This window comes from Streptomyces sp. NRRL B-1140, from assembly GCF_001280065.1.
Taxonomy (GTDB): Bacteria; Actinomycetota; Actinomycetes; order Streptomycetales; family Streptomycetaceae; genus Streptomyces.
In genome coordinates, this window is the sequence record NZ_LGEA01000136.1 from 209,405 (window position 1) to 230,913 (window position 21,509).

The window sequence follows — 21,509 nt, forward strand, 5'->3', positions numbered from 1 at the left end:
CGAAAGGCGCATCGGTAAGTTCTTTCCCAACTCATAAGATCTTCCTTCCCCCTGCTCGAAATCCTGTGATTGGGTGAGCCCGCCACAAAGGGGTGTGGCATACGCACAAGGGCCCCAAGAGGGTCTGGGGAGGGCAAAGCCGATGCGATCGGTTCGCATACGGATACTCGCGGGGCTGCTGGTCCTGGCCGCCGCGGGCGTGGGCGCCTGGCAGTTCCTGCCGTCGAAGGGCGACGGGAAGACCATCACGGTCGGCACGACGGACGGCGTCACCTCACTCGACCCCGCCGGTGCCTACGACGCGGGCTCCTGGGCCCTGTTCAGCAACGTCTTCCAGTCACTGCTGACCTTCGCGCCGGGCGGCACCGCCCCCGTGCCGGACGCGGCGAAGAGCTGCGCGTTCGTGCGCGGCGACCTCACCACTTACCGCTGCGAGCTGCGCGACGGCCTCACCTTCCCCGACGGCCGGACGATGGACGCCGAGGACGTGAAGTACTCCTTCGACCGGGTCCTGAGAATCAAGGCCCCCGTCGGCCCGGCGTCCCTGCTCGGCACGCTCGGGTCCGTGGACGCCGCCGACATGACCGTCACCTTCCACCTGACCTCGCCGGACGCGACCTTCCCCTTCAAGGTGGCCACCGGCGCCGGCGCGATCGTCGACCACACCGCGTACCCGGCCGGCAAGCTCCGCACCGACGCCGGTGTCGACGGGACGGGCCCGTACACCCTCACCTCGTACGCGAAGGACCACGAGGCGGTCCTCGCGCCCAACCCGCACTACCGGGGTGCCGCCGACGGCACCGGCCGGCCCGTCGACCTGCGCTACTACGCCACCCCCCAGGCCCTGGACACCGCCTGGAAGGACAGGCAGGTCGACGTCGCGACCGACCAGCTGCCGCCCGCCGTCCTCGCCGGACTCAACCCGAGCGACCCCGGCCAGCACGTCTACGAGGCGGACGGCTCGGAGACCCGGAACCTGTACTTCGACACCCGCAAGGGCAAGCCGCTGCACGACCCGCAGGTCCGGCAGGCCATGGCCTGGCTGATCGACCGCGAGCAACTGGCCGCCACCGTCTACGACGGCACCGTCGACCCGCTGTACTCCCTGATCCCGGCAGGCCTGACCGGGCACACCGCCTCGTTCTTCGACGACTACCCGAAGCCCGACCCGGACAAGGCCCGGCAGCTCCTCACCAAGGCCGGCGTCAGCCTGCCGGTGCACTTCACCTACGGCTACGCCAAGGGGCGCGGCGCCGGTGAGCAGGAGGCGGCCGAGATCAAGAAGGAGCTGGAGGCGAGCGGCCTGTTCCAGGTCACCCTCAAGGGCTACGAGTGGACCGCCTTCCAGAAGCAGTGGGCGACCGGCAAGCTCGACGCGTACGCCGTCGGCTGGGTCGCCGACTTCCCCGACCCGGACACCTTCGGCGCCGCGCTCGTCGGCACCGGCAGCGCCATGAACACCGGCTACAGCAGCAAGACCGTCGACCGGCTCATCAAGGACAGCCGGCGCTTCGCCGAACGGACCGAGACCGAGCGGGACTTCCGCTCGGTGCAGGACACCGTCGCCGAGGACGTCCCGGTGCTGCCGCTGTGGCAGGCCAAGGAGTACGTCGTGACGAGCGAGGACGTCGGCGGCGGCCAGTACCTGTCGGACGGCACGGGCGTGTTCCGCCTGTGGAAGCTCACCGCGCTCTGACGGCCCGCCCCGCCGTCAGGAGTCGGTGCGCCGCCGTGCCGCCGGATCGGGGATGGCGTTGGTCATCCCCGGCAGGAACTCCGTGAACAGCTCGTGCACCTCACGCACGAGCGGCCGCAGCACCCGGAAGCGGGCCAGGGCCACGCCCCGCGCGGTGAGCCGGGCGCCGCGCTCGGCCAGCCGGTAGCTGCGCTCGCGTCCCTCGGTGCGGTCGAAGATCCAGTACAGGACGAGTCCCATCTGGGACAGCCACATCAACTCGGGCAGGATGTCCCGCAGTTCCTCGGGCACCTTGGTCTTCGTGGCCCCGGCGAGCACCTCCCGGTGCACGCTGATGGCCTCCTCGCGCGCGTGCTCCGACTCGGGCGAGAAGGGGCTGAGCGGGCTGTCCGGGTCGGCGGCGTTCTTGAAGAACTGCACCGCGAACTCGTGGTAGGGCGCGGCGATGTCGAGCCAGGCCCGCAGCACCCCCGCGAGCCGGGCCTCCAGGTCGCGCTCCCGGTCCAGGATCTCCCGGACCGCCACCTGGTGCTCGGCGGCGATCCGGTCGTAGAAGCCCTGGATCAGGTGCTCCTTGCCTGCGAAGTAGTAGTACGCGTTGCCGACGGAGACCCCGGCCTCCTTGGCGATGGCCCGCATCGTCGTCTTGTCGTAGCCGCGCTCCTGGAACAGCCGCATGGCCGTCTCCAGGATCAGGGCGCGGGTCTGCTCGGACTTGGTGGGGAGGGCGCCGTCGTCGGGGCCGTCGTTCTTCGCGGACACGGGAAGAGAGCCTAACGTCAGCGCCGGGCCCGCTACCGGGGGGCGCAGGTGCCGTCGGCGCAGCCCGGCGCGGTGTGGCTCCAGCCGCTGCCGGGGTCGTACGACCAGCCGTCCGCGCGCCGGTACACCTGCCCGCCCCACGGGGCCCCGCCGCGCTGCCCCGGTGCCACTGCGCCCCGCGCCACTTGGCGGCGGCGAGTACCGCGCCCTTGGCGAGCCGGGCACCGGACGGGGTGCTCAGCCGGTGGGCCAGCGGCCGGTGCTCGCGCAGCGCCCACAGGGTGACCACCCACGCGGCCGGGCCCCGGTAGACCTGCCCGGCGTCGCCGACGACGGTGATCTCGTCGAGGGTGGCGCCGTGGTCGAGGCCGGGGAAGCGCCGCCCAGCCTCCCCGGAGGCGGCCGGGACCAGCTCCAGCGGCACGAGCTTCGGCTGCCGCAGGAGCCAGTCGCGCAGGAACGCGCACAGGGAGCACTCGGCGTCGTACAGGACGGTGAGCCGGCGGACCGGGGCGGTGGCGTTCACGAGGCTCTCCGCTCAGGCCCGGGCCTGCGGGGCGACCCAGCCCTGCGGCGGGACCGGCGGCACCTGCTCCCGCTCCATGGCACCCCGGCGCCGGATCCGGTTGAGCACGTAGACGTTGCCCAGGTGCATCACGCCGAGCACGAGCAGCACCACGCCGAGCTTGGTCGACAGGGCCTCGAAGACGCCGCGTGCGTCGGTGATGGTCCCGTCGCCGCTCAGATACAGCGCGACGAACCCGAGGTTGACGAGGTAGAAGCCGACCACCAGGAGGTGGTTGACGGCGTCGGCGAGCTTCTCGTTGCCGTGCAGCACGTCGGCGAGGAAGACCTTGCCGTTCCGGCTGAGCGTGCGGGCCACCCAGACCGTCAGACCGATGCTGACCAGCAGGTAGATGACGTAGGCGACGACCGTGCGGTCCATTGCCCCACCCTTCTTGAACACGTTCAAAACGCTGTCGAGGAAGACTGTAGACCTACTTTTGAACATGTTCAACACATGGTCGGCATGGATCACCTGATCCGCGAGCGGAACGGCCTTCCGCTGTCCCTGGGCCCGCCCATCCGGGCGGGCAACGTCGAGCCCGGCCGCTGACCACGTTTCGAGTAGACCTGGGCCTGCGTCCAGATTTTCTGTACGAGGTTCAAGGCGGGCCCCGCCCGCCAGGGCTGGCCGCCGTCACCGACAAGCCCGCCTCTACTCCGGGCGGTCAGCCGCGCGGCAGGCGGCGAGCGGCCCGCAGCCGGGGCTTGATCCAGGGCTATGGAAGCGGCAACGGAGTAGCTCAGCTGGCTGACCGGTAGTCGGGCTCCTGGCGGAGCAAGTTGTCACCCACGACCGTCCTACGGCCGGATCGCAGGCACAGGGCCGACCAGGGGGCCGACTCTTCGCGTACATCGCCAGGCTCACCGAGGGCGGTGGCCGACGTGCCTCTGGCAGGGGAGCGTGAAGCTCCCGGCCACTCGCCGTCAGCCGGACCGCCTTCCGTCACGACCCCCGCGCTGCCGGACTGACCGACGCACCAGCCCCGCCGCACGCCGACCGAGGGCCTCCCCGGAAGTCGAGCGCCGAGCTGCCGAAAGCCCCCGGATCGCCCACTTGCCCGGGGTGGGGCCCTGGATCGGGCAGGCCACCGGCCCAAGGCCGCGCCAACACGCGCGGATCGTGGCTGCGGCAAGTGGACAGGAGGTGAAGGGCGATCAGTCGGTTGCTTTGGGGTGTCCGGTGCCTGCGTAGGTGATCCAGGCGGTGCGGTTGGCGTCGTCGACGAGGTACCAGATGTGGCCGCCGCCGGTGACCTCGTACTGCCAGCGCTCCAGCGTCTGCCCCTTCCAGACTGTGGAGCCGAGTTTGCCCTTGAGGCGGTGGTGGCGCGCGGGGTCGTCGGCGGCCCGCGGGGCGGAGCGGATCTTGTCGAAGGCGCGGCGGAGGTTGCCTGCGGCGTGGCGGTAGAGGTGGTCCCAGCCGTTGGCCGCTTCGGTGTTGGCGAAGCGCAGGTCGAATTCGTCGCCGATCGGGGGTGGGGCCGCGCGGTCACCGCGCTTGGGGCTCACTCCGCGGTCCCGCCTTCGGGTACGGGGACAGACCAGGGCAGGGCATCAGGCAGGGCCTGTCGCAGTGCGGCGGTGTTCTCGGTGCGGACCAGCCCGGCGAGCAGGCGGGCGGTGAAGTTGACCACGGTGGAGTCCTGCGCCAGCTGGTCGGCGCGAATGAGCGCCAAATCGCCCGCGTCGCGTCGGCGCAGGCGTAGTGCGCGGACCGCGTCCAGGCGCCGGGCGGTGGCAGCGGGGTGGTGGAGCAGCTCGCTGAAGGGTACGTCCTCGTAGGCCGTCGTCATGACATCCACAGCAGCTCGGATGTCCTGGCTCGGGTAGCGGGTAGCGGGTAGCGGTCCGGGCGCAGCGTGGCCATGGCCACGCTGCTCTACAGGTGACCAGAAACGGGCTGTCGGCGCGTCGCCTCTGACGGGGAGCGAAGCCTGCCCCTCCGAGCGGCGCACCCGCCCCGCCCCGGCCCGCACTGCCGAACCGGCGGACGGCCGAGCTGCCGCGGGGCTCCAACCCTGCCTGAGGGGTCAAGATCCTTGACGGCAGTTGTGACGGCAACAACCACGAACAACCCGGCCGAACCCGCACCCGACGGTGGCTCCGCACAGCGGCGGGTCGCCGCCCTTGTCGCGGGTCGACTCGTCGTTGACGGGACGATCAAGAGCGGTGCTGAGGGTGTCGATGGCGTCTCGCTGGAGGCGGAGTCGGACTAATGCGATTCTCCTTGACTGCAACCGACCCACGGAACGCCACCCACGGCTCCCGGTCACGGGCGCGGGAAGCGGGCCCGCGTGGCGTCGATGCAGGTGTTGCGGGACGTGGGTCCGCCGAACCGAAGGCGGTCATAGGCCGTGAACGCCGGCTCCAGGGTGTCGAGTTCGTCGACCAGAGCGTGCAGCCGCTCAGACCATTGCGCTGAACCGGCATCCGGCTCGATCGCTGCGGCACCGATCGCGGTCGTCAGGTAATCCTTACGCTGAATGGTGGCCGGGTTCACGGAGTGCAGACACACGTACTGTCCGCTGAGATACGCATTCCACTCCGCCTTCCCGGTGATCGGGTCGGCCCAGTGAGCGATGAACCACGCTTCGAGCAGGTCCACGCCGCCGGCCTCGTCGGCGAGGGCGAACAGGTCGGCCGGCACCATCTCGGCACCGTCGGAGCGCAGATATCCCGGAAGCGGCAGACGCTGCCCCAGCATCAGCCGGCGGACCGCATCGGCTTCGCGGCCATGGACTGCGCACAGTTCCTCCAGGGCAACGAACTGCGCGCTGACATATACGTCATCCGCGTCGGTCATCGGATGGTCGCCGTTGATCTCCTGGAACCGCTCGACGAGCTGCTGCTTCAGGTCCGTCTCCGGCACAGGGGGCCTCCGGCGTCATCAGTGCGGGCATCTCCCGCACAGGACTCCGCACGCTACGGGCCGGACGGTTCGGCACTCACCGAACGATCGATGGAACGGCGAAGAACGAGGGCACCTCGTCGTTTCCCTGCGGCTCAGTCGCTCGTCCGAGCCTGACCCGCCATGAGGATCTCGGCCACATCGAGGGTCACCTTCGCGCCGATGGAGTCGGGGAGGGTGACAAGCTCGCCGGGGGCGTGCGGGCGGTGCTTCTCGTAGCCGCTTCCCACCGGGTCGGTCAGGACGTGGAGGCGCTGGTGCTTGCGGTCCACGACGACGTAGACGGGCACCTTGGCCTCGGCGTAGGCAGCGACCTTTGTCTTGAGGTCGTCCTTCCAGTTGCCGGAGGTGACCTCGAGGACGAGACGGAAACAGGCCGGGTCGTACGCGTTGTTCTCGACGAGGTGATCGTCGATGTCGGCGTCCACCACCACGAGGTCGGGGATCGCGTAGTCCTCGGCGCCCGTGGGAAGCCACAGTCCGACGTTCTGGAGGGTCTCGGTCTCTCCACCGTGCAGGCCGGCGGCGATGAACGGGATCATGAGGCCGGTGAGGGCTCGGGCATGAGGTGCATCCGGGGACGGGGTCACGAGGAGATGGCCTCCGATGATCTCGACGCGGTAGCCCGGATGGCGCTCCATGATCTCGTCGGCGATGGTCGTCAGGGTGACCGGCTCTTCTCCGCGGAAGGGCTGCTCGACGGAAGCTGCGGACATCAGGTGCCTCCTGGGAACTGGTGTCGAGAGCATCATCGTAGGCCGGGCCCGGCCTACAGGGCCGTTCCGAGCGTCTTCACCCGATGGTGTGGCATATGCCAGAGGGCCCCGTCTCCAGCGGAGACAGGGCCCTCTTGAGCATGCGGCAGAACGCTCAGAAGCGGCGCGTGATCAGCGCCCGCTTCACCTCCGCGATCGCCTTCGTGACCTCGATGCCGCGCGGGCACGCGTCCGTGCAGTTGAACGTCGTGCGGCAGCGCCACACGCCGTCGCGGTCGTTCAGGATCTCCAGGCGCTGCTCGCCCGCCTCGTCACGCGAGTCGAAGATGAAGCGGTGCGCGTTGACGATGGCGGCCGGGCCGAAGTACTGGCCGTCGTTCCAGAAGACCGGGCACGAGGAGGTGCAGGCCGCGCAGAGGATGCACTTCGTCGTGTCGTCGAAGCGCTCGCGGTCCTCGGCCGTCTGGAACCGCTCACGCGTCGGCTCGTTCGTGTCCTTCGTGATGAGGAAGGGCATGACGTCGCGGTACGCCTGGAAGAACGGCTCCATGTCGACCACGAGGTCCTTCAGGACCGTGAGGCCCTTGATGGGCTCCACCGTGATCGGCTTCTCGGGGTTGATGTCCTTGATCAGCGTCTTGCAGGCAAGACGGTTCTTGCCGTTGATCCGCATCGCGTCCGAGCCGCAGATGCCGTGCGCGCAGGAGCGGCGGAAGGTGAGGGTGCCGTCGAGGTCCCACTTGATCTTGTGGAGACCGTCGAGGACACGCTCCTTGGGGTCGATCTCCAGCTGGAAGTCTTCCCAGACCGCCTCGGCCGCGACCTCCGGGTTGAACCGGCGGATGCGGAAGGTGACCGTGATGTAGGGGGAGTCGGCGAAACCGGGCTCGGGCTTGCCGGCCGCGTCTTCCTTGTCCAGAACGGGGGTAGCCATCAGTACTTACGCTCCATCGGCTGGTAGCGGGTCTGGACGACCGGCTTGTAGTCGAGACGGACGGTTTCGGAGCCGTCGGCGCCGACCTCGCGGTACGCCATGGTGTGCCGCATGAAGTTGACGTCGTCGCGGTTCGGGTAGTCCTCGCGGTAGTGACCGCCGCGGGACTCCTTGCGGGCGAGCGCGGAGACCGCCATGACCTCGGCGAGGTCGAGCAGGTTGCCCAGCTCGATGGCCTCCAGCAGGTCCGTGTTGAACCGCTTGCCCTTGTCCTGGATCGAGACGTTCCGGTACCGCTCGCGCAGCTCCGCGATCTTCTCGACCGCCGTCTTGATCGTCTGCTCGGTGCGGAACACCATGACGTTGGCGTCCATGGTCTCCTGCAGCTCACGCCGCAGCACCGTCACGCGCTCGGTGCCGGTGGAGTCGCGCAGCTTCTCCACCTGCTCGATCACGAGCTCCGCCGGGTTCTCCGGCAGCTCGACGAACTCGGCCTTCTGCGCGTACTCGGCGGCGGCGATGCCCGCGCGCTTGCCGAAGACGTTGATGTCCAGCAGGGAGTTCGTGCCGAGGCGGTTGGCGCCGTGCACGGAGACGCAGGCGACCTCGCCGGCCGCGTACAGGCCCGGGACGACGGTGGTGTTGTCCGCCAGGACCTCACCCTCGACGTTGGTCGGGATGCCGCCCATGGCGTAGTGCGCGGTGGGCTGGATCGGGATCGGGTCCGTGTAGGGCTCGATGCCGAGGTAGGTGCGCGCGAACTCGGTGATGTCCGGGAGCTTGGCGTCCAGCTGCTCCGGCGGGAGGTGGGTGAGGTCGAGGTAGACGTGGTCGCCCTCGGGACCGCAGCCGCGGCCCTCACGGATCTCCGTGTAGATGGAGCGCGAGACGACGTCACGGGACGCGAGGTCCTTCATGACCGGCGCGTACTTCTCCATGAAGCGCTCGCCGTCCTTGTTGCGGAGGATGCCGCCCTCACCGCGGGCGCCCTCCGTCAGCAGGATGCCCATGCGCCAGATGCCGGTCGGGTGGAACTGGAAGAACTCCATGTCCTCCAGCGGCAGCCCGCGGCGGTAGACCGCGGCCTGGCCGTCACCGGTCAGCGTGTGGGCGTTCGACGTCACCTTGAAGAACTTGCCGCAGCCGCCGGACGCGTAGACCACGGACTTCGCCTGGAAGACGTGGATCTCGCCGGTCGCCAGCTCGTAGGCGACCACACCGGCCGACTTCTTGACGCCGTCGACCTCGGTGATCAGCTGGTCCAGGACGTAGAACTCGTTGAAGAACTCCACGCCCTCCTTGACGCAGTTCTGGTACAGCGTCTGGAGGATCATGTGGCCGGTGCGGTCGGCCGCGTAGCAGGAGCGGCGGACCGGGGCCTCGCCGTGGTTGCGGCTGTGACCGCCGAAGCGGCGCTGGTCGATCGTGCCGTTCGGGGTGCGGTTGAACGGCAGGCCCATCTTCTCGAGGTCGAGGACCGAGTCGATGGCCTCCTTCGCCAGGATCTCGGCGGCGTCCTGGTCGACCAGGTAGTCACCGCCCTTGACCGTGTCGAAGGTGTGCCACTCCCAGTTGTCCTCCTCCACGTTGGCCAGCGCGGCGGCCATGCCGCCCTGCGCGGCGCCCGTGTGGGAGCGGGTGGGGTAGAGCTTGGTCAGCACGGCGGTGCGGCTGCGCTTCGTGGACTCGATGGCCGCGCGCATGCCCGCGCCACCGGCGCCGACGATGACGGTGTCGTACTTGTGGATCTTCATGATTCTCGCAACCCCGTGCCTAGCGGATGTTCGGGTCGAAGGTGAAGATCACCAGCGTGCCCAGCAGGATGGTGAACACCGTGGCGGTGTAGAGCAGGCCCTTGAGCCACAGCCGGGTGTTCGCGCGCTCCGCGTAGTCGTTGATGACCGTGCGCAGGCCGTTGGCGCCGTGCAGCATGGCGAGCCACAGCATCAGCAGGTCCCAGACCTGCCAGAACGGGGACGCCCAGCGGCCCGCCACGAAGGCGAACCCGATCTTGGAGACGCCGCCGTCCAGCACGAGCTGGATCAGCAGGTGGCCGAGGACGAGGACGACCAGCACGACGCCGGACAGGCGCATGAACAGCCAGGCCGCCATCTCGAAGTTGCCCCGCGTGCTCTTCGGGGTCTTCTTGGTGCGCTGACGCGGGGCCTCGATGAAGGGCGCCGGGTTGTCGACGGTGTAGACGGCGCCGCCCTCGACGGGGCCGACGCCGGCGGCGGTCTTGTCAGTCGTGGACATTGGCGTCAGCTCCCGAACAGTTCACGAGCGGCGTGGCCGAGGACGGGGTAGATCGCCCCGAGCATCAGCACGACCCACAGGGCGACGACGGTCCAGAGCATCTGCTTCTGGTACCGGGCGCCCTTGATCCAGAAGTCGACGGCGATGACACGCAGGCCGTTGAGCGCGTGGAAGAGGATGGCGGCGACGAGGCCGTACTCCAGCAGCGCGACGATCGGCGTCTTGTACGTGGCCACGACGTTGTCGTAGGCCTCAGGGGACACGCGGACGAGGGCGGTGTCCAGCACGTGAACGAACAGGAAGAAGAAGATGAGGACGCCGGTGACTCGGTGAGCCACCCAGGACCACATTCCTTCCCGGCCGCGGTACAGCGTTCCAGCCGGCACGGAAGTTTCCTCCGGGAGCGGGGATTGGGGCCGCGCCGGCTTGGTGTGTCGGTCGGGCCCGGCCGGGTACGGTCCACCGGCCCCCAGCATCGTAGCGAGGCGCGGACGCTGGGCTGAGCCGGGGTCCCTGGGTGTGATCAAACTGGCACGCAAAGAGGTACCGGTGGGCTAGTGCGGCTCAGGGGGCAGGGGGTGTTTCCGGGACGCCGGGTGCGAGTCGTCAGTGGTCGCTCGCGCCCACACGGCGCTAGCCGCAGGTCGACTGCAGCCCCGCGCCCCTGAGGGCATGCAGCAGACGTCCCCTCGCGAGCCGCCGGAGCTCGTCCGCCACGACAGCCCGCTCCTCCTCGGGATCGTTGGTCAATCGTGACCGGATGGCCGCGAGGAGGCGGTCCAGGGTCTCCGACGGGGACAGGCCGTCCAGGCAGATGACGAACACGTGCCCGAAGCGGGCTTCGTAGGCGGCGTGGGCCGCGCTGAGGGCGGTGTGGGCCGCGGAGTAGGTGTCCGGCGGGAGCGTCGGCAGGGGCTCGGCGGCCAGTGCCTCGGTGAGGTCGGGCCAGGCCAGGTCGTAGGCCGCCTCGTCCGCCGCGGCCAGCAGGGAGTCCACGTCCGGGTAGGGGCGGTGGTCCGCGACGCGCCGGGCCCAGCGGAGGCTGCGCAGGCAGGAGAGGAGGGCCTGCTGCAGGTCCTCCTCGGAGGCGGCGTTGAAGTGCTCCACCGGTATGGCGAGTCGGCCGGGGAGATCTGGGACAGGGTGCGCGGGCAGCGTGGGTCCTCGTGGGCGTCACGTGTGTCGGCAGGGCAAGGTGTGAGAGATGTGACCTCACGCTACCGAGTGCGACCGTGACGTGTCCGAAGGATGCACGAATTTCACCCGGGAGGGAGAGTTACGGCACGCGTGGTGGACGCGCGCCGGGCGGCCCCGGGTTTTAGGTTGGCTGGGTGAGTCAGCACAGGCGCCGGACTTCGGCGAAGCAGGAGAACAAGCGGCAGGTGCTGGTCGTGGCCGTGGCTGTAGCCCTGGTCGTGGTCGCGGCCGGGGTGAGTCTCGGGCTCTGGGCGGCCTCGGGCGGCGACGGCGGGTCCACGGCCTCGGAGGCCGGCTCCTCGAGGGGAGCCTCCGCGGCGGCGCCCCCGGACAGAGCACCGGAGGCGACCCCCAGCCCGACCCGCTCCTACCCCCTCTCCGAGGCTCCGCGCACCATCCCCGCCGTGCGCGACCACGAGCCGGCGCGCGGCCCGGGCTGGAAGCCCGGGAAGGGCAACCGGGTGGTCGTGGACGATGGGGCGCTGGCCGACGAGGGGCGGCTGGTCGCCGGCGAGCTGGGCATGACGTACGCCGGCGAGAAGAGCGACAAGCGGGCCGGGGACCTGCGGCTGGCGCTGAACCGCGACAAGGGGGCGAACCCGGAGTCGTACGTGATGACCGTGCGCGACGGGCGGGTGGAGATCGACGGGCCCACCGACACCGGCGTCTTCTACGGCACCCGCACCCTGAAGCAGGAGACGCACGACGGCGGCACGGCCCCCGAGGGGGTCGTGAAGGACGAGCCGGCGAAGCCGCAGCGCGGGTTCATGCTGGACATCGCGCGCAAGAACTTCACGGCCGGCTGGATCGAGGACCGGATCCGCGAGCTGGGCGATCTGAAGTTCAACCGGCTGGGGCTGCACTTCTCCGACGACCAGGGGTTCCGGATCGAGTCCTCCTCGCATCCGGAGATCGTGTCGCAGCAGCATCTGACCAAGGCGCAGGTGCGCGAGATCATCGCCCTCGCGCAGAGCCGGCACATCACGATCGTCCCCGAGATCGACTCCCCCGGGCACCTCGGCGCGGTCCTCGACGCCCACCCCGACCTGCAGCTGCGCTCCGCGCAGGGCTCGGCGGTGCAGGGCGCCATCGACATCTCCAAGGCCGAGAGCGCCGAGATCGTCGACGACCTGCTGAACGAGTACGCGGACCTCTTCCCCGGCGGGCCGTGGCACCTCGGCGGTGACGAGTACCAGGCGCTGACCCGGTCGAACCCGGAGGCGTCGTTCCCGCAGCTGGCCGCCGCCGCCCGGGAGAAGTACGGCTCCGGCGCGACGGTCGCCGACCTCACCACCGGATGGCTGAACCACCGGGCCGACACCGTCCGCAAGCACCAGCGCGTCCCGCGGGCCTGGAACGACGGCTTCTTCCGCGGCACCTCCGTCCAGGCCGCCAAGGACATCCAGGTCGCCTACTGGACCGGCAAGGAGATCGGCGCCCGGGCGCCCCTGGAGTACCTCCAGGCGGGCCGCAAGGTGATCAACTACAACGACGAGTTCCTGTACTACGTGCTCGGCGAACCGCAGACCTTCGTCTACCCGACGGGGGAGCGGATCTACGAGCAGTGGACGCCCCGGGTGCTGCGCGGCACCGCGGCCGTGCCGGCGCGTTACGACGGGCAGATCCTCGGCGGGTCCTTCGCGGTGTGGTGCGACCTCGCGAACTCCCAGACCCAGGACCAGGTCGCGGCCGGGATCCGGATGCCGTTGCGGGCGACCGTCCAGAAGCTCTGGGACCCGGGCGAGCCGGAGCTGTCCTGGGCGGAGTTCCGGGCGCTGGCGGACAGGCTCGGCTGACCCGGCACGAATTGGCTCATACGGCTGCGAACTCCCGTACGGCTGTGGTGGTCTTCTGACGACCGTGATCGAACATGCCGGGGGGAACCGGGACATGGGCTACTGGGGATATTTCGTCGTGGGCCGGGGGGAGCGGCCGCTGCCGGAGCTGGACGCGCTGGCGGGCGCCGGGGAGGGTCCGACGCGGCGCGCCTCGACACCGGGCGGGTGGCAGGTGTGGGAGTACCCGAGCAGCGACGGCGACATCGGGAACATGAACACCCTCGCCCGGGAGACCGGGGCGCCGGCGCTCTTCGGGTACGTCATGAACAGCGAGTGCGTCGTGCTGGAGGCCGCGGCTCCGGAGAGCGGGGCGTGGACGACCTGCCTGGGGCGCTCCGCGATGGCCGGGTACCTGGGGGCGGACCGGGAGGGCCTCATGCTGGAGGACTACTTCCTGGACCCGGGCGACGCCGCCGAGCACGCCGTGCGCTGGGCCGCAGAGGCCGGATGCGATGTGAACGCCGACGCGCTGATGGACGTACTCACTTCAGACCCTGACCCCCTGGCCGAAAACCTGCTGTTCCGCTTTCTCGACAGGTTGGGCGTGGTACCCCTGTGACACTCCGGGCCCGTTGCACGCAGTAAGGGGAAGTGCGGGTTCCGTGAGGGGTGAGGGCTGGCAGCGGCCTGATAGGGCCCCGGAGACGGCCCGCGGAGGGAGGCGTGGATGAGCCTGGTGGAGTTGATCGCACAGGCCGACGAGCGTGGGCTGGCCGCGAGCGGGCTGGCTTGTTTGGACCGGTGCGTGCCCCTGCTGGGCGGCGACGACGAGGTCCTCAGGCCGGTCTGGGCGAGTCTCAGCGACGGTGCCGGTGCCGAGGAGTGGGGCGAACGGCTGGAGCAGGCGCGCGGCAAGCTGGACGCGGCCGGCGCCGGGGACGAGGCGGTGGTGCTCGCCCACCGGATGCTCGAGGCCGCTCCCGCCGAGCGGTCCGCCGCCGCCGTCCGGGTGTGGGCCGACGGCTGCTCCGTCGCCTCCCTGCAGATCCACCGGCTCCTGGACACCGCCGAGGACGAGGCCTCGTCCGTCGACTCCCGGCGCGAGGGCCGTACGGAGGGCATGTCGCCGCTCGTCGCCGCCGAACTGCGCCGCCAGATCACCGTCCTGGAGGTGCTGGCCGGACATGGCCCGGCCGGTCTGCGCCGGGCGCTGGAGCTGTCGGTCGAGGGGCGGCGGGTCCTGCGTGCGGTGGTGTCCCGCCGGAGCCGGCAGCGCGGCTGACGGGCGGCGCCGCCGACGGCCCCACCGGCCTAAACCCCCTTCCTGGGAAAGTCCTGTGACCGTCCCTTGGGTGAGGTGGGTCGGTCCTGCGCCACTTCGGGGAAGCCGCCGATTCCGGGTGACGAAACGCTTCGCCGCAGCGCTTTCCGGGATGTGACGACTCAAGCGGAGACCAGGCCATCGGCGGCTGCGAAGCCGCTGCGATGGGCGGCGGACACAGTGGCGACGATGCGCGAGGGAGCACGGCTGCGCCTCGACTACTCGGCGCAGAGCCTGTGGAGCATCGACCGGATGATCGAGGGGATACGGCAGGAGGGAGCGCCCGACGCGGCGGTCCAGCAGGTGCTGCGCGGCTTCGGCGCGTACGCGGGTGAGGTGATGGCGCGTCAGACCGGTGCGGAGTGGTGGGCGACCGGCGGGGACCACTGGATCCGCACCCCCGACGGACGCCTGTGGGACCCCATCGACGAGGCCCGCCGGTGCTACGGCGGCCATGGATCGCTGCGGCTGCTGTGCCGGGACGCGATGAGCACCGCGCCCCGGCGTTAGGTCAGCGGGCGCGGCCGCCCTCGATCACACCCTCGATCACGTCCTCGTTCACGTCCTCGTTCACGCCCGCGGGGCCACCCGGCGGTTCGGCGACGGGCGCACCCGCCGTCGCGGCGTCCGTGGCGTTCGTGGCGTTCGTGGCGTTCGCGGCCAGGGTGCGGATCCCGGGGAGGTCGTCGTAGAGGTTCTGCCCGGGGCACTCGGTCGGGTAGCCGTCGCGGTGGCCGGAGATACGGTGGAACGTGGCCTTCTGGCCCAGCTTGTACTTGCCGTTGTCGGCACCGGAGGTCAGTACGACCGTCCCGGTCGGGTCGATGCCGTAGAGGCCGAGCTTCCACGCCGCGACCTTCGCGACCGACTCGCGCACCGCCGCGTTCGTGGCCGCCGTGGAGTAGTCGCCGAGCACCGAGACGCTGCTGGTCGCGGTGTTGAACCCATAGGTGTGTGCGCCGAGGACGGGTTTGTCGATGCCGCCCGCACGCCCCTCGAAGACGGTGCCGCACTTGTCGACGAGGAAGTGATAGCCGATGTCGTTCCAGCCGTTGCTCTGTACGTGGTAGAGGAACACGCCGCGCACGATCGACGCCGACTGGGAGCAGCTGTAGTCGTTGGTGCCCGCCGTGTGGTGGACGAACATCGCCTTCGTGTTGCCCGTCAGGGTGGGCGGGTCCTTCACCAGGGACTCGTCGGCGCCCCAGGCGGAGCGCGACGTCACGGTGGGACGCGGGGCCGAGAGCGGTCCGGCGGCCGGCCCGGCCGCGTCCGGCCCGATGTCCGCGGTGTGCACGGCGTCCGACCCGGCCTCGGGGTCGACCAGTTCGACCCGCAGACCCTCCGGCAGGCGCGAGCCCGTCACCCGCACCTGGACCCCGTCCGAGGGCCCGGTCCACAGCGGCTGGGTGCTGCCGCGCACGCCGGTCCGTTCGCGGTCGGGGCCGGTCTCGGGCGTACGGCCTTCGGTGTCCAGGGGGCGCCACGCGGTCCACGCGCCGCTCTCCCGGGAGCGGGTGCGCACCTGGACGTCGCCGTCGAGGGCCTCGTCCGGGTCGTCCCAGGTGATGCCGATCAGGCTGAACGGCTCGGTGGTGCGCGGGGCGAGGGACCGGTCGTGCGGGTCGCCGTCCGGCACCCGGACGGTGTGCACACCGTCCGAGGGGGTGGCCCGGGCGGGCTGGGCCAGGCCGAGGGCGCCGAGGGCCAGGGTGGTGGCGACGGCGGTGCGCAGGAGGCGGGATGTCATACGGCGCTCGCCTTTCGTGGGCGGTGGCATCGCGAGCAGAGGTCCCCGGTGCGTCACTTGGCCGAAACCTCCGCGGGGCGAGGCTCCCGAGGACGGCGGGCCGGGTTGACCCGAACGGGCGCCGGCCCGGCGCCTGACGGGATGTGACACTTCCGCGCCGACCGGCGCTGATCACCGTGGGAGGGCGCACTCGGCACGGACGAGGACGGTACTTGGGTCAGGGAGCGGAACCCCGGCGCGGGCAGGCGCACGACGGGGAGCTGGGCGAGGCCGTGCTGCGGGCCCAGCAGGGTGACGAAGCGGCCTTCGCGGCCGCCTACCGGTTGGTGCAGCCCGGACTGCTCGGCTATCTGCGCGGTCTGGTCGGGGACGACGCGGAGGACGTGGCGTCCGACGCCTGGCTGCAGATCGCCCGGGACCTCGGGCGGTTCCGGGGCGACGGCGCCGGCTTCCGCGGCTGGACGGCGACCATCGCCCGGCACCGGGCGCTGGACCACCTGCGCCGGCAGCGGGTACGGCCGCGGTCGTCCGAGCTGGAGCAGGACGTCCTGGACCTGCCCGGCCCGCAGAGCACGCACGACCAGGCGCTGGAGGCCATCTCCACCGCGCACGCCCTGGAGCTGGTCCGGGGGTTGCCGCGGGACCAGGCCGAGGCCGTGCTGCTGCGGGTCGTGGTCGGTCTCGACGGCCCCGCCGCCGCGCGGGTCCTGGGCAAGCGGCCGGGTGCCGTACGCACGGCCGCCCACCGGGGTCTGAAACGCCTCGCCGGGCAGCTGGGCGCGGAGAGTGTGACGGATGAGGCTCCCCGGACGCTGGGTGAGTCGACGTAGCGGAATCGGTGGTTTCGCTGACGGCCCGGCCGGGTCGCGCGGACCCGGCGCCCTGAACAGGGCGGGCCGACGGGACGTACTGGGGCCCGGCGCCGGAGTGGCAGCGGGATCGATCGAGCAGGGACGGAAACGGACATGGGTGAACGGCCGAGCGACGGCGGGCTTTCCGGCCGTGGTTCCCGCCATGCCCTCCTCGACTCCGGCGTGGAGGCGCTGATCGTCGCCTCCCTCGTCCGGGACGGTGTCGACGCCGAGGGCGAGCGGCGGGCCGTGGCCGCCTTCCGGGCCGCCCGCGACGCCCGGGCCCTGGGCGCGCGTACCCGCCGCCGGGACGACTGGCGTGCCGGTGAGCGGCGTCACCCGGGGAGGTCCCTGAAGACGACGCTCTCCGTACTGCTCGCCGGCCTCACGCTGGGCGGGGTCGCCGTGGCGGCGATCGGAGTGGCGGGATCGCAGCGGGAGGGCACGAAGGACGCCCCTGAGCGCCGGCCCGCCCCGAGCAGCACCCCGCACGACCCGGCGGGACAGCCTCCCGGCGCCGACCGCCGTCACAGCCGCGGCCCGGGAACCGGCCCCGGTTCGGCCCCGGCCCACCCCGGGCGGCCGGCCCCCGCCCAGGACACCGAGGCGCACTGCCGCGCCTACGAGGACGTCCGGCAGCGGGGCAAGGCGATGGAGGCGACCGCTTGGCGGCGTCTCGTGGCCGCCGCCGGCGGTGAGAGCAAGGTCACGGCGTACTGCTCCGAACGCCTGGGCGAGCCGCGGAACGAGGGCGGTGGCTCCGCCAACGGCAACGCTCCCGAGGTCGACGCCACACCACCCGCCGACAACGGCGGGGGCAACGAGTCGGGCAACCAGTCGGACAAGAGCGCGGACAGCGGCGCGGGCAAGAGCCGGAGCGAGGACCAGCGCTCCCGGGCCAACAACCGTCACCGGTAAGGGATTCGCGGGGGCGGGCCGTCACGGCCGAGCGATGCTGCGCTCCTTCCGGCTCCCCGCCATGGCAACGGCCGAGGCCGCCACCCCCCACAGGAGAGGCCCCGGCCGTCGCGCGGCACGGGCCGCGCGGCGGCCCGTACTCCCTACAGCGCCCGGTGTGCGTTTTGTGTCACACCCCCGCGCGTCACGGCTTAGTTGCATCCTGGACGGACATGGACGGGGAGCGGTTTCAGGTCGTAACGTGCCATTCGCGCCAACGCGGAGGCGGTACGACCACCGCAACCACCTGCGGTCCAGGCACCGCAACCACCAATTGAGCAACCACGACGGCGAGGATCCGGTCCGCGAGAGCGGCGCCGGCTTAGGCGCAGAAGGGCGCGCGGTGCTGGGGGACGACGCGGAGCTGACCGCCGCGGTGCGCGCGGCACAGGACGGAGACGAGAACGCGTTCCGGACTGTGTACCGCACCGTGCACCCGCGGCTGCTCGGGTACGTACGGACACTGGTCGGCGACCCCGACGCCGAGGACGTGACGTCCGAGGCGTGGCTCCAGATAGCCCGCGATCTGGAGCGGTTCACCGGCGACGCGGACCGCTTCCGCGGCTGGGCCGCCCGGATCGCCCGCAACCGCGCCCTGGACCACATACGCATGCGCGGGCGCCGGCCCGCGATCGGCGGCGACGAGACCGAGCTGACCGGCCGGGCCGCCGAGTCGGACACCGCCGGCGAGGCCATCGAGGCACTCGCCACGGACGGCGCGTTCTCCCTGATATCCCGGCTGCCGCAGGACCAGGCCGAAGCGGTCGTGCTGCGCGTGGTGGTGGGGCTCGACGCGAAGACCGCGGCCGAGACGCTCGGGAAGCGCCCGGGAGCGGTCCGTACGGCGGCGCACCGGGGCCTGAAGCGGCTCGCCGAACTGCTCGGCGACGACCCGCAGGCCGATCCGGAATCGGCCGGGGTGCTCGACGCCCTGCCGCCCCAGAGAGAACCGCGCGGCGGTGCGGTGACGTCCGCAGGTGTGACGCACAGCGTCGCGCGGACGCAGAAGGATGTGTGATGGCCGACGAGCAGTACAGGTGGCTGGACCGCGAAACGGCGGAGCGTTTGCTGAGCGGAGAGCCACCCGGAGCTGTCGAAGGCGTCGGCCGGGAGCAGGCCGAACGCCTTGCCAGGACCCTCGGCGCGCTGTCCGTCACACCCCCTCTGACCAGCGATGAACTCCCCGGCGAAGCCGCCGCGGTGGCCGCGTTCCGCAAGGCCCGCGCGGAACGCGCCGACGCGGCCGCAGCCCGTGCGGACACCGCGGGACGGGCCGCCGACCGGATCGCCGACGCAGGGCTGGTCCGGATCGGGACCGCCGGTGACAGGGGCACCGCCACGGTCCGGCGGTCCCGCTGGGCCCGCCCCGCACGCCTGGCCCTGACCGCCGCGCTGGCCGTCGGCATGGCCGGCGGGGTCGCCCTCGCGGCCGGAACCGGAGTCCTGAGGGCGCCGTTCGGCGGCGACGAGCCACGGCCCGGCGCCTCCGTCTCGGCGTCCGTCACTCATCCGGAACGCCCGCTGGTGTCAGCGTCGCCCAGCGACGCCGTTCAGGGCGGTTCCGCCCCGGACGACGCCCCTTCCCAGGGCCGGGGCGAGCCGCGCGACGAGGGCGCCCCGGCGCCGGACGAGCACAAGGACCGCTCCGTGGGACACGGTGGCGAGATCACCGCGGCCTGCCGCGACCTGCGCGACGGAAAGCGGCCGGACCCCGACCGCCGGCGTGCCCTGCGGGACGCGGCGGGCGACCGGCGGGTGCGGACGTACTGCGAGGGCGTCCTGTCCTCGGCCGGCCCCCGCTCGAAGGAGCGCCGGAGCGACGACCGCGCGGACCAGGGACACCGCCAGGGCAAGGGCGAGGAGCGGCGCCGGCAGCCGGACCGGGAGCACCACGAGCCGCACCGGAAGCAGGACCGGAAGCGGGACGACCGGAGGCAGGACGGGGACGAGCGGAAGGCCGACCCGAAGTCCGAGAAGCGGGCCGGAAGGGATTGAGACGCCGCTGACGGCGCGGACCGTGAGTCGGCGCCGGACGGCCGGGACACCTCTCACACCGCTGTGACCTGCGGTTTCGTGTTCTTTGTAAAGGAGCCGGCCGAGGGTGTGACGTTTTCGGCCGCCCCGGCGCAGTAATGAGTGAGCCGACTGGTCATCGGCCGTCGCACAGAGCCGGGGTTCCCCCCGTACCTACGGCTCGTGCACCGAGCGCGGGCGGGACACGTTCCCCCGGTCCCGCCCGCGCCCCTACTTTCTCTCCCCGCCGTCACCAGGACACGACGACCTTGTCGCCGTTGCGGACCTGCGCGTACAGCCGTGCGATCGCCGCCTCGTCCCGTACGTTGACGCAGCCGTGCGAGGCACCCGCGTAACCCCGGGCGGCGAAGTCCGCCGAGAAGTGCACGGCCTGGCCGCCGCTGAAGAACATCGCGTACGGCATGGGCGAGTCGTAGAGCGTCGAGACGTGATCGCGTGACTTCCAGTAGACGGAGAAGACACCCTCCCGGGTCGGCGTGCCCTGCGAGCCGAAGCGGACCGCCGTCGTCGACACCGTCCGCCCGTCGACCATCCAGCGCAGCGTCCGGCTGGTCTTGTCGATGCACAGCACCCGGCCGGACCGGCAGCGGGGGTCCGGCGGGTCGGCCGGCTGGCCGCCCATCAGGTACAGGTCCCAGCGGCCCGGCTCACGCGTCATGGCCAGCAGCCGCCGCCAGGTGACGGCGTCGGCCTTCCCGGTGCGCGGCAGCCCGCGCTTGCCCTGAAAGCCGCTGACCGCCCGCTGCGTCGGCTCGTCGTACGTCCCGGTCGGCCCCTCGAAGAGCCAGGCGACCTGGCGCAGCCGGGCCTGCAGCTCGCGGACGTCGCGGCCGGTGTCGCCGCGTGACCACAGCACGCGGGGCGGGGTGGGAGCAGCACGGGGCTTGTCGTCGTCCGACGGCGGTGCGGAACGGGGTGTGCCGCCGCCGGACGGCGTGCGGCCCGGGGACGGGGTGCTGCTCGGCAGCTCGATGTGCACCGGCGAGCGGCGCTCGCCCTCGCCGTCGGGCGTCTGCACCGTGCAGCCGGTCAGCGCGGCCAGTACGGCGAGTCCCGCCACGAACGCTCTCCCCATGCCCGTACTACGCACACAGCCCCCCGCTCGTCTCACCGGCACGCCCGGATGTCACCTGAGATGTTCCCCGGGCGTGACCGGTCGCGAACCAGGGGGCATGGTGGTGAGCGAGGTCACTGCTCTGCGGGAGGCAACCCACCATGGCGCGTGAGTCGGAGTCCGGACTGCCCATCGAGCCGCTCTATGGTCCGCAGCACCTTCAGGGCTGGGACCCGGCGGAGAAGCTGGGGGAGCCGGGGGCGTACCCGTACACCCGCGGTGTGTATCCGTCGATGTACACGGGCCGCCCCTGGACGATGCGGCAGTACGCCGGTTTCGGCACGGCCGCGGAGTCCAACGCCCGCTACCGCCGGCTCATCGCCCACGGCACGACGGGTCTGTCGGTCGCCTTCGACCTGCCCACCCAGATGGGCCACGACTCCGACGCGCCGATCGCCCACGGCGAGGTCGGCAAGGTGGGCGTGGCCATCGACTCGGTCGAGGACATGCGGGTGCTGTTCGGCGGGATCCCGCTCGACCAGGTCTCGACGTCGATGACGATCAACGCCCCGGCGGCCCTGCTGCTGCTTCTGTACCAGCTGGTGGCCGAGGAGCAGGGGATCCCGGCGGACCGGTTGACGGGCACGATCCAGAACGACGTGCTGAAGGAGTACATCGCCCGGGGCACGTACATCTTCCCGCCCAAGCCGTCGCTGCGGCTGACCGCG

The 21,509-nt window shown here is 71.4% G+C and carries 23 protein-coding genes and 1 pseudogene; 10 read left to right on the top strand and 14 right to left on the bottom strand.

Annotated features, from left to right (window positions below):
• The first annotated feature begins 142 nt into the window (after positions 1 to 142).
• On the top strand, positions 143 to 1,696 hold the full coding sequence (locus ADK65_RS32825) for an ABC transporter substrate-binding protein (protein ID WP_053674622.1): 1,554 nt from the start codon (positions 143 to 145) through the stop codon (positions 1,694 to 1,696).
• A gap of 15 nt (positions 1,697 to 1,711) precedes the next feature.
• Here ADK65_RS32825 and ADK65_RS32830 read toward each other — a convergent pair whose 3' ends face one another.
• The 12 genes and pseudogenes from ADK65_RS32830 to ADK65_RS32880 all read right to left on the bottom strand — a co-directional run bounded on the left by ADK65_RS32830 (position 1,712) and on the right by ADK65_RS32880 (position 10,946).
• Positions 1,712 to 2,458: a TetR/AcrR family transcriptional regulator gene (locus ADK65_RS32830; protein ID WP_053674623.1), complete on the bottom strand. Its 747-nt coding sequence runs from the start codon at positions 2,456 to 2,458 to the stop codon at positions 1,712 to 1,714.
• Positions 2,459 to 2,490: 32 nt separating this feature from the next.
• Positions 2,491 to 2,984: pseudogene (locus ADK65_RS37690) on the bottom strand (thiol-disulfide oxidoreductase DCC family protein).
• Positions 2,985 to 2,996: 12 nt separating this feature from the next.
• Positions 2,997 to 3,404 (bottom strand): hypothetical protein, encoded by a 408-nt coding sequence (locus tag ADK65_RS32835; RefSeq protein WP_053674624.1) that lies wholly within the window; start codon positions 3,402 to 3,404, stop codon positions 2,997 to 2,999.
• Between the two features lie 776 nt (positions 3,405 to 4,180).
• The gene (locus ADK65_RS32840; protein WP_053674625.1) at positions 4,181 to 4,534 is read right to left on the bottom strand and encodes a hypothetical protein; all 354 of its coding nucleotides are present in this window, start codon (positions 4,532 to 4,534) and stop codon (positions 4,181 to 4,183) included.
• A complete protein-coding gene (locus ADK65_RS32845) occupies positions 4,531 to 4,818 on the bottom strand; it encodes a hypothetical protein (protein ID WP_234353025.1) in 288 nt (95 codons plus the stop codon). The genes ADK65_RS32840 and ADK65_RS32845 overlap by 4 nt, the downstream gene beginning before the upstream one ends.
• 476 nt (positions 4,819 to 5,294) lie before the next feature.
• Complete coding sequence (locus ADK65_RS32850; RefSeq protein WP_053674626.1) at positions 5,295 to 5,894, bottom strand: DUF6058 family natural product biosynthesis protein; 600 nt, start codon at positions 5,892 to 5,894, stop codon at positions 5,295 to 5,297.
• A gap of 134 nt (positions 5,895 to 6,028) precedes the next feature.
• Complete coding sequence (locus ADK65_RS32855) at positions 6,029 to 6,649, bottom strand: Uma2 family endonuclease (protein ID WP_053674627.1); 621 nt, start codon at positions 6,647 to 6,649, stop codon at positions 6,029 to 6,031.
• Between the two features lie 154 nt (positions 6,650 to 6,803).
• Complete coding sequence (locus ADK65_RS32860; protein WP_053674628.1) at positions 6,804 to 7,583, bottom strand: succinate dehydrogenase iron-sulfur subunit; 780 nt, start codon at positions 7,581 to 7,583, stop codon at positions 6,804 to 6,806.
• On the bottom strand, positions 7,583 to 9,337 hold the full coding sequence (gene sdhA, locus ADK65_RS32865) for a succinate dehydrogenase flavoprotein subunit (RefSeq protein ID WP_053674629.1): 1,755 nt from the start codon (positions 9,335 to 9,337) through the stop codon (positions 7,583 to 7,585). Before sdhA ends, ADK65_RS32860 begins: the two co-directional genes overlap by 1 nt.
• A 19-nt stretch (positions 9,338 to 9,356) precedes the next feature.
• Positions 9,357 to 9,839: a succinate dehydrogenase hydrophobic membrane anchor subunit gene (locus ADK65_RS32870; RefSeq protein WP_053674630.1), complete on the bottom strand. Its 483-nt coding sequence runs from the start codon at positions 9,837 to 9,839 to the stop codon at positions 9,357 to 9,359.
• A 5-nt stretch (positions 9,840 to 9,844) separates the two neighbouring features.
• Complete coding sequence (gene sdhC / locus ADK65_RS32875) at positions 9,845 to 10,225, bottom strand: succinate dehydrogenase, cytochrome b556 subunit (RefSeq protein ID WP_010047075.1); 381 nt, start codon at positions 10,223 to 10,225, stop codon at positions 9,845 to 9,847.
• Positions 10,226 to 10,472: 247 nt separating this feature from the next.
• Positions 10,473 to 10,946: a 2-oxo-4-hydroxy-4-carboxy-5-ureidoimidazoline decarboxylase gene (locus tag ADK65_RS32880; RefSeq protein ID WP_078956265.1), complete on the bottom strand. Its 474-nt coding sequence runs from the start codon at positions 10,944 to 10,946 to the stop codon at positions 10,473 to 10,475.
• 224 nt (positions 10,947 to 11,170) lie between these two features.
• Between ADK65_RS32880 and ADK65_RS32885 the strand changes: the two genes are divergently transcribed.
• The 4 genes from ADK65_RS32885 (at position 11,171) to ADK65_RS32900 (ending at position 14,645) form a co-directional block, all read left to right on the top strand.
• Positions 11,171 to 12,832: a beta-N-acetylhexosaminidase gene (locus ADK65_RS32885; protein WP_199825744.1), complete on the top strand. Its 1,662-nt coding sequence runs from the start codon at positions 11,171 to 11,173 to the stop codon at positions 12,830 to 12,832.
• 94 nt (positions 12,833 to 12,926) lie between these two features.
• Positions 12,927 to 13,433 (top strand): hypothetical protein, encoded by a 507-nt coding sequence (locus ADK65_RS32890; protein WP_053674634.1) that lies wholly within the window; start codon positions 12,927 to 12,929, stop codon positions 13,431 to 13,433.
• 108 nt (positions 13,434 to 13,541) lie between these two features.
• Positions 13,542 to 14,096, top strand: a complete 555-nt coding sequence (locus ADK65_RS32895) for a hypothetical protein (protein ID WP_053674636.1) — start codon at positions 13,542 to 13,544, stop codon at positions 14,094 to 14,096.
• Between the two features lie 153 nt (positions 14,097 to 14,249).
• Positions 14,250 to 14,645, top strand: coding sequence for a hypothetical protein (locus ADK65_RS32900; protein WP_078956266.1), 396 nt, complete (start codon positions 14,250 to 14,252; stop codon positions 14,643 to 14,645).
• Between the two features lies 1 nt (position 14,646).
• Here ADK65_RS32900 and ADK65_RS32905 read toward each other — a convergent pair whose 3' ends face one another.
• Positions 14,647 to 15,885, bottom strand: a complete 1,239-nt coding sequence (locus ADK65_RS32905) for a peptidoglycan recognition protein (protein WP_078956267.1) — start codon at positions 15,883 to 15,885, stop codon at positions 14,647 to 14,649.
• A 212-nt stretch (positions 15,886 to 16,097) separates the two neighbouring features.
• Between ADK65_RS32905 and ADK65_RS32910 the strand changes: the two genes are divergently transcribed.
• The 4 genes from ADK65_RS32910 to ADK65_RS32925 all read left to right on the top strand — a co-directional run bounded on the left by ADK65_RS32910 (position 16,098) and on the right by ADK65_RS32925 (position 19,688).
• Entirely contained in the window at positions 16,098 to 16,715 is a 618-nt protein-coding gene (locus ADK65_RS32910; protein WP_053674639.1) for an RNA polymerase sigma factor, read from the top strand.
• Between the two features lie 135 nt (positions 16,716 to 16,850).
• The gene (locus ADK65_RS32915; RefSeq protein WP_053674642.1) at positions 16,851 to 17,654 is read left to right on the top strand and encodes a hypothetical protein; all 804 of its coding nucleotides are present in this window, start codon (positions 16,851 to 16,853) and stop codon (positions 17,652 to 17,654) included.
• 382 nt (positions 17,655 to 18,036) lie between these two features.
• Positions 18,037 to 18,711: an RNA polymerase sigma factor gene (locus ADK65_RS32920; protein WP_053674644.1), complete on the top strand. Its 675-nt coding sequence runs from the start codon at positions 18,037 to 18,039 to the stop codon at positions 18,709 to 18,711.
• Entirely contained in the window at positions 18,711 to 19,688 is a 978-nt protein-coding gene (locus ADK65_RS32925; protein ID WP_053674646.1) for a hypothetical protein, read from the top strand. The genes ADK65_RS32920 and ADK65_RS32925 overlap by 1 nt, the downstream gene beginning before the upstream one ends.
• 268 nt (positions 19,689 to 19,956) lie before the next feature.
• On the opposite strand, the gene ADK65_RS32930 is transcribed toward ADK65_RS32925, so the two are convergent.
• Positions 19,957 to 20,802, bottom strand: coding sequence for a L,D-transpeptidase family protein (locus tag ADK65_RS32930; protein WP_053674648.1), 846 nt, complete (start codon positions 20,800 to 20,802; stop codon positions 19,957 to 19,959).
• Between the two features lie 140 nt (positions 20,803 to 20,942).
• Between ADK65_RS32930 and ADK65_RS32935 the strand changes: the two genes are divergently transcribed.
• Positions 20,943 to 21,509: methylmalonyl-CoA mutase family protein (locus tag ADK65_RS32935; RefSeq protein ID WP_234353026.1), on the top strand; the 567-nt coding region annotated here is incomplete at its 3' end.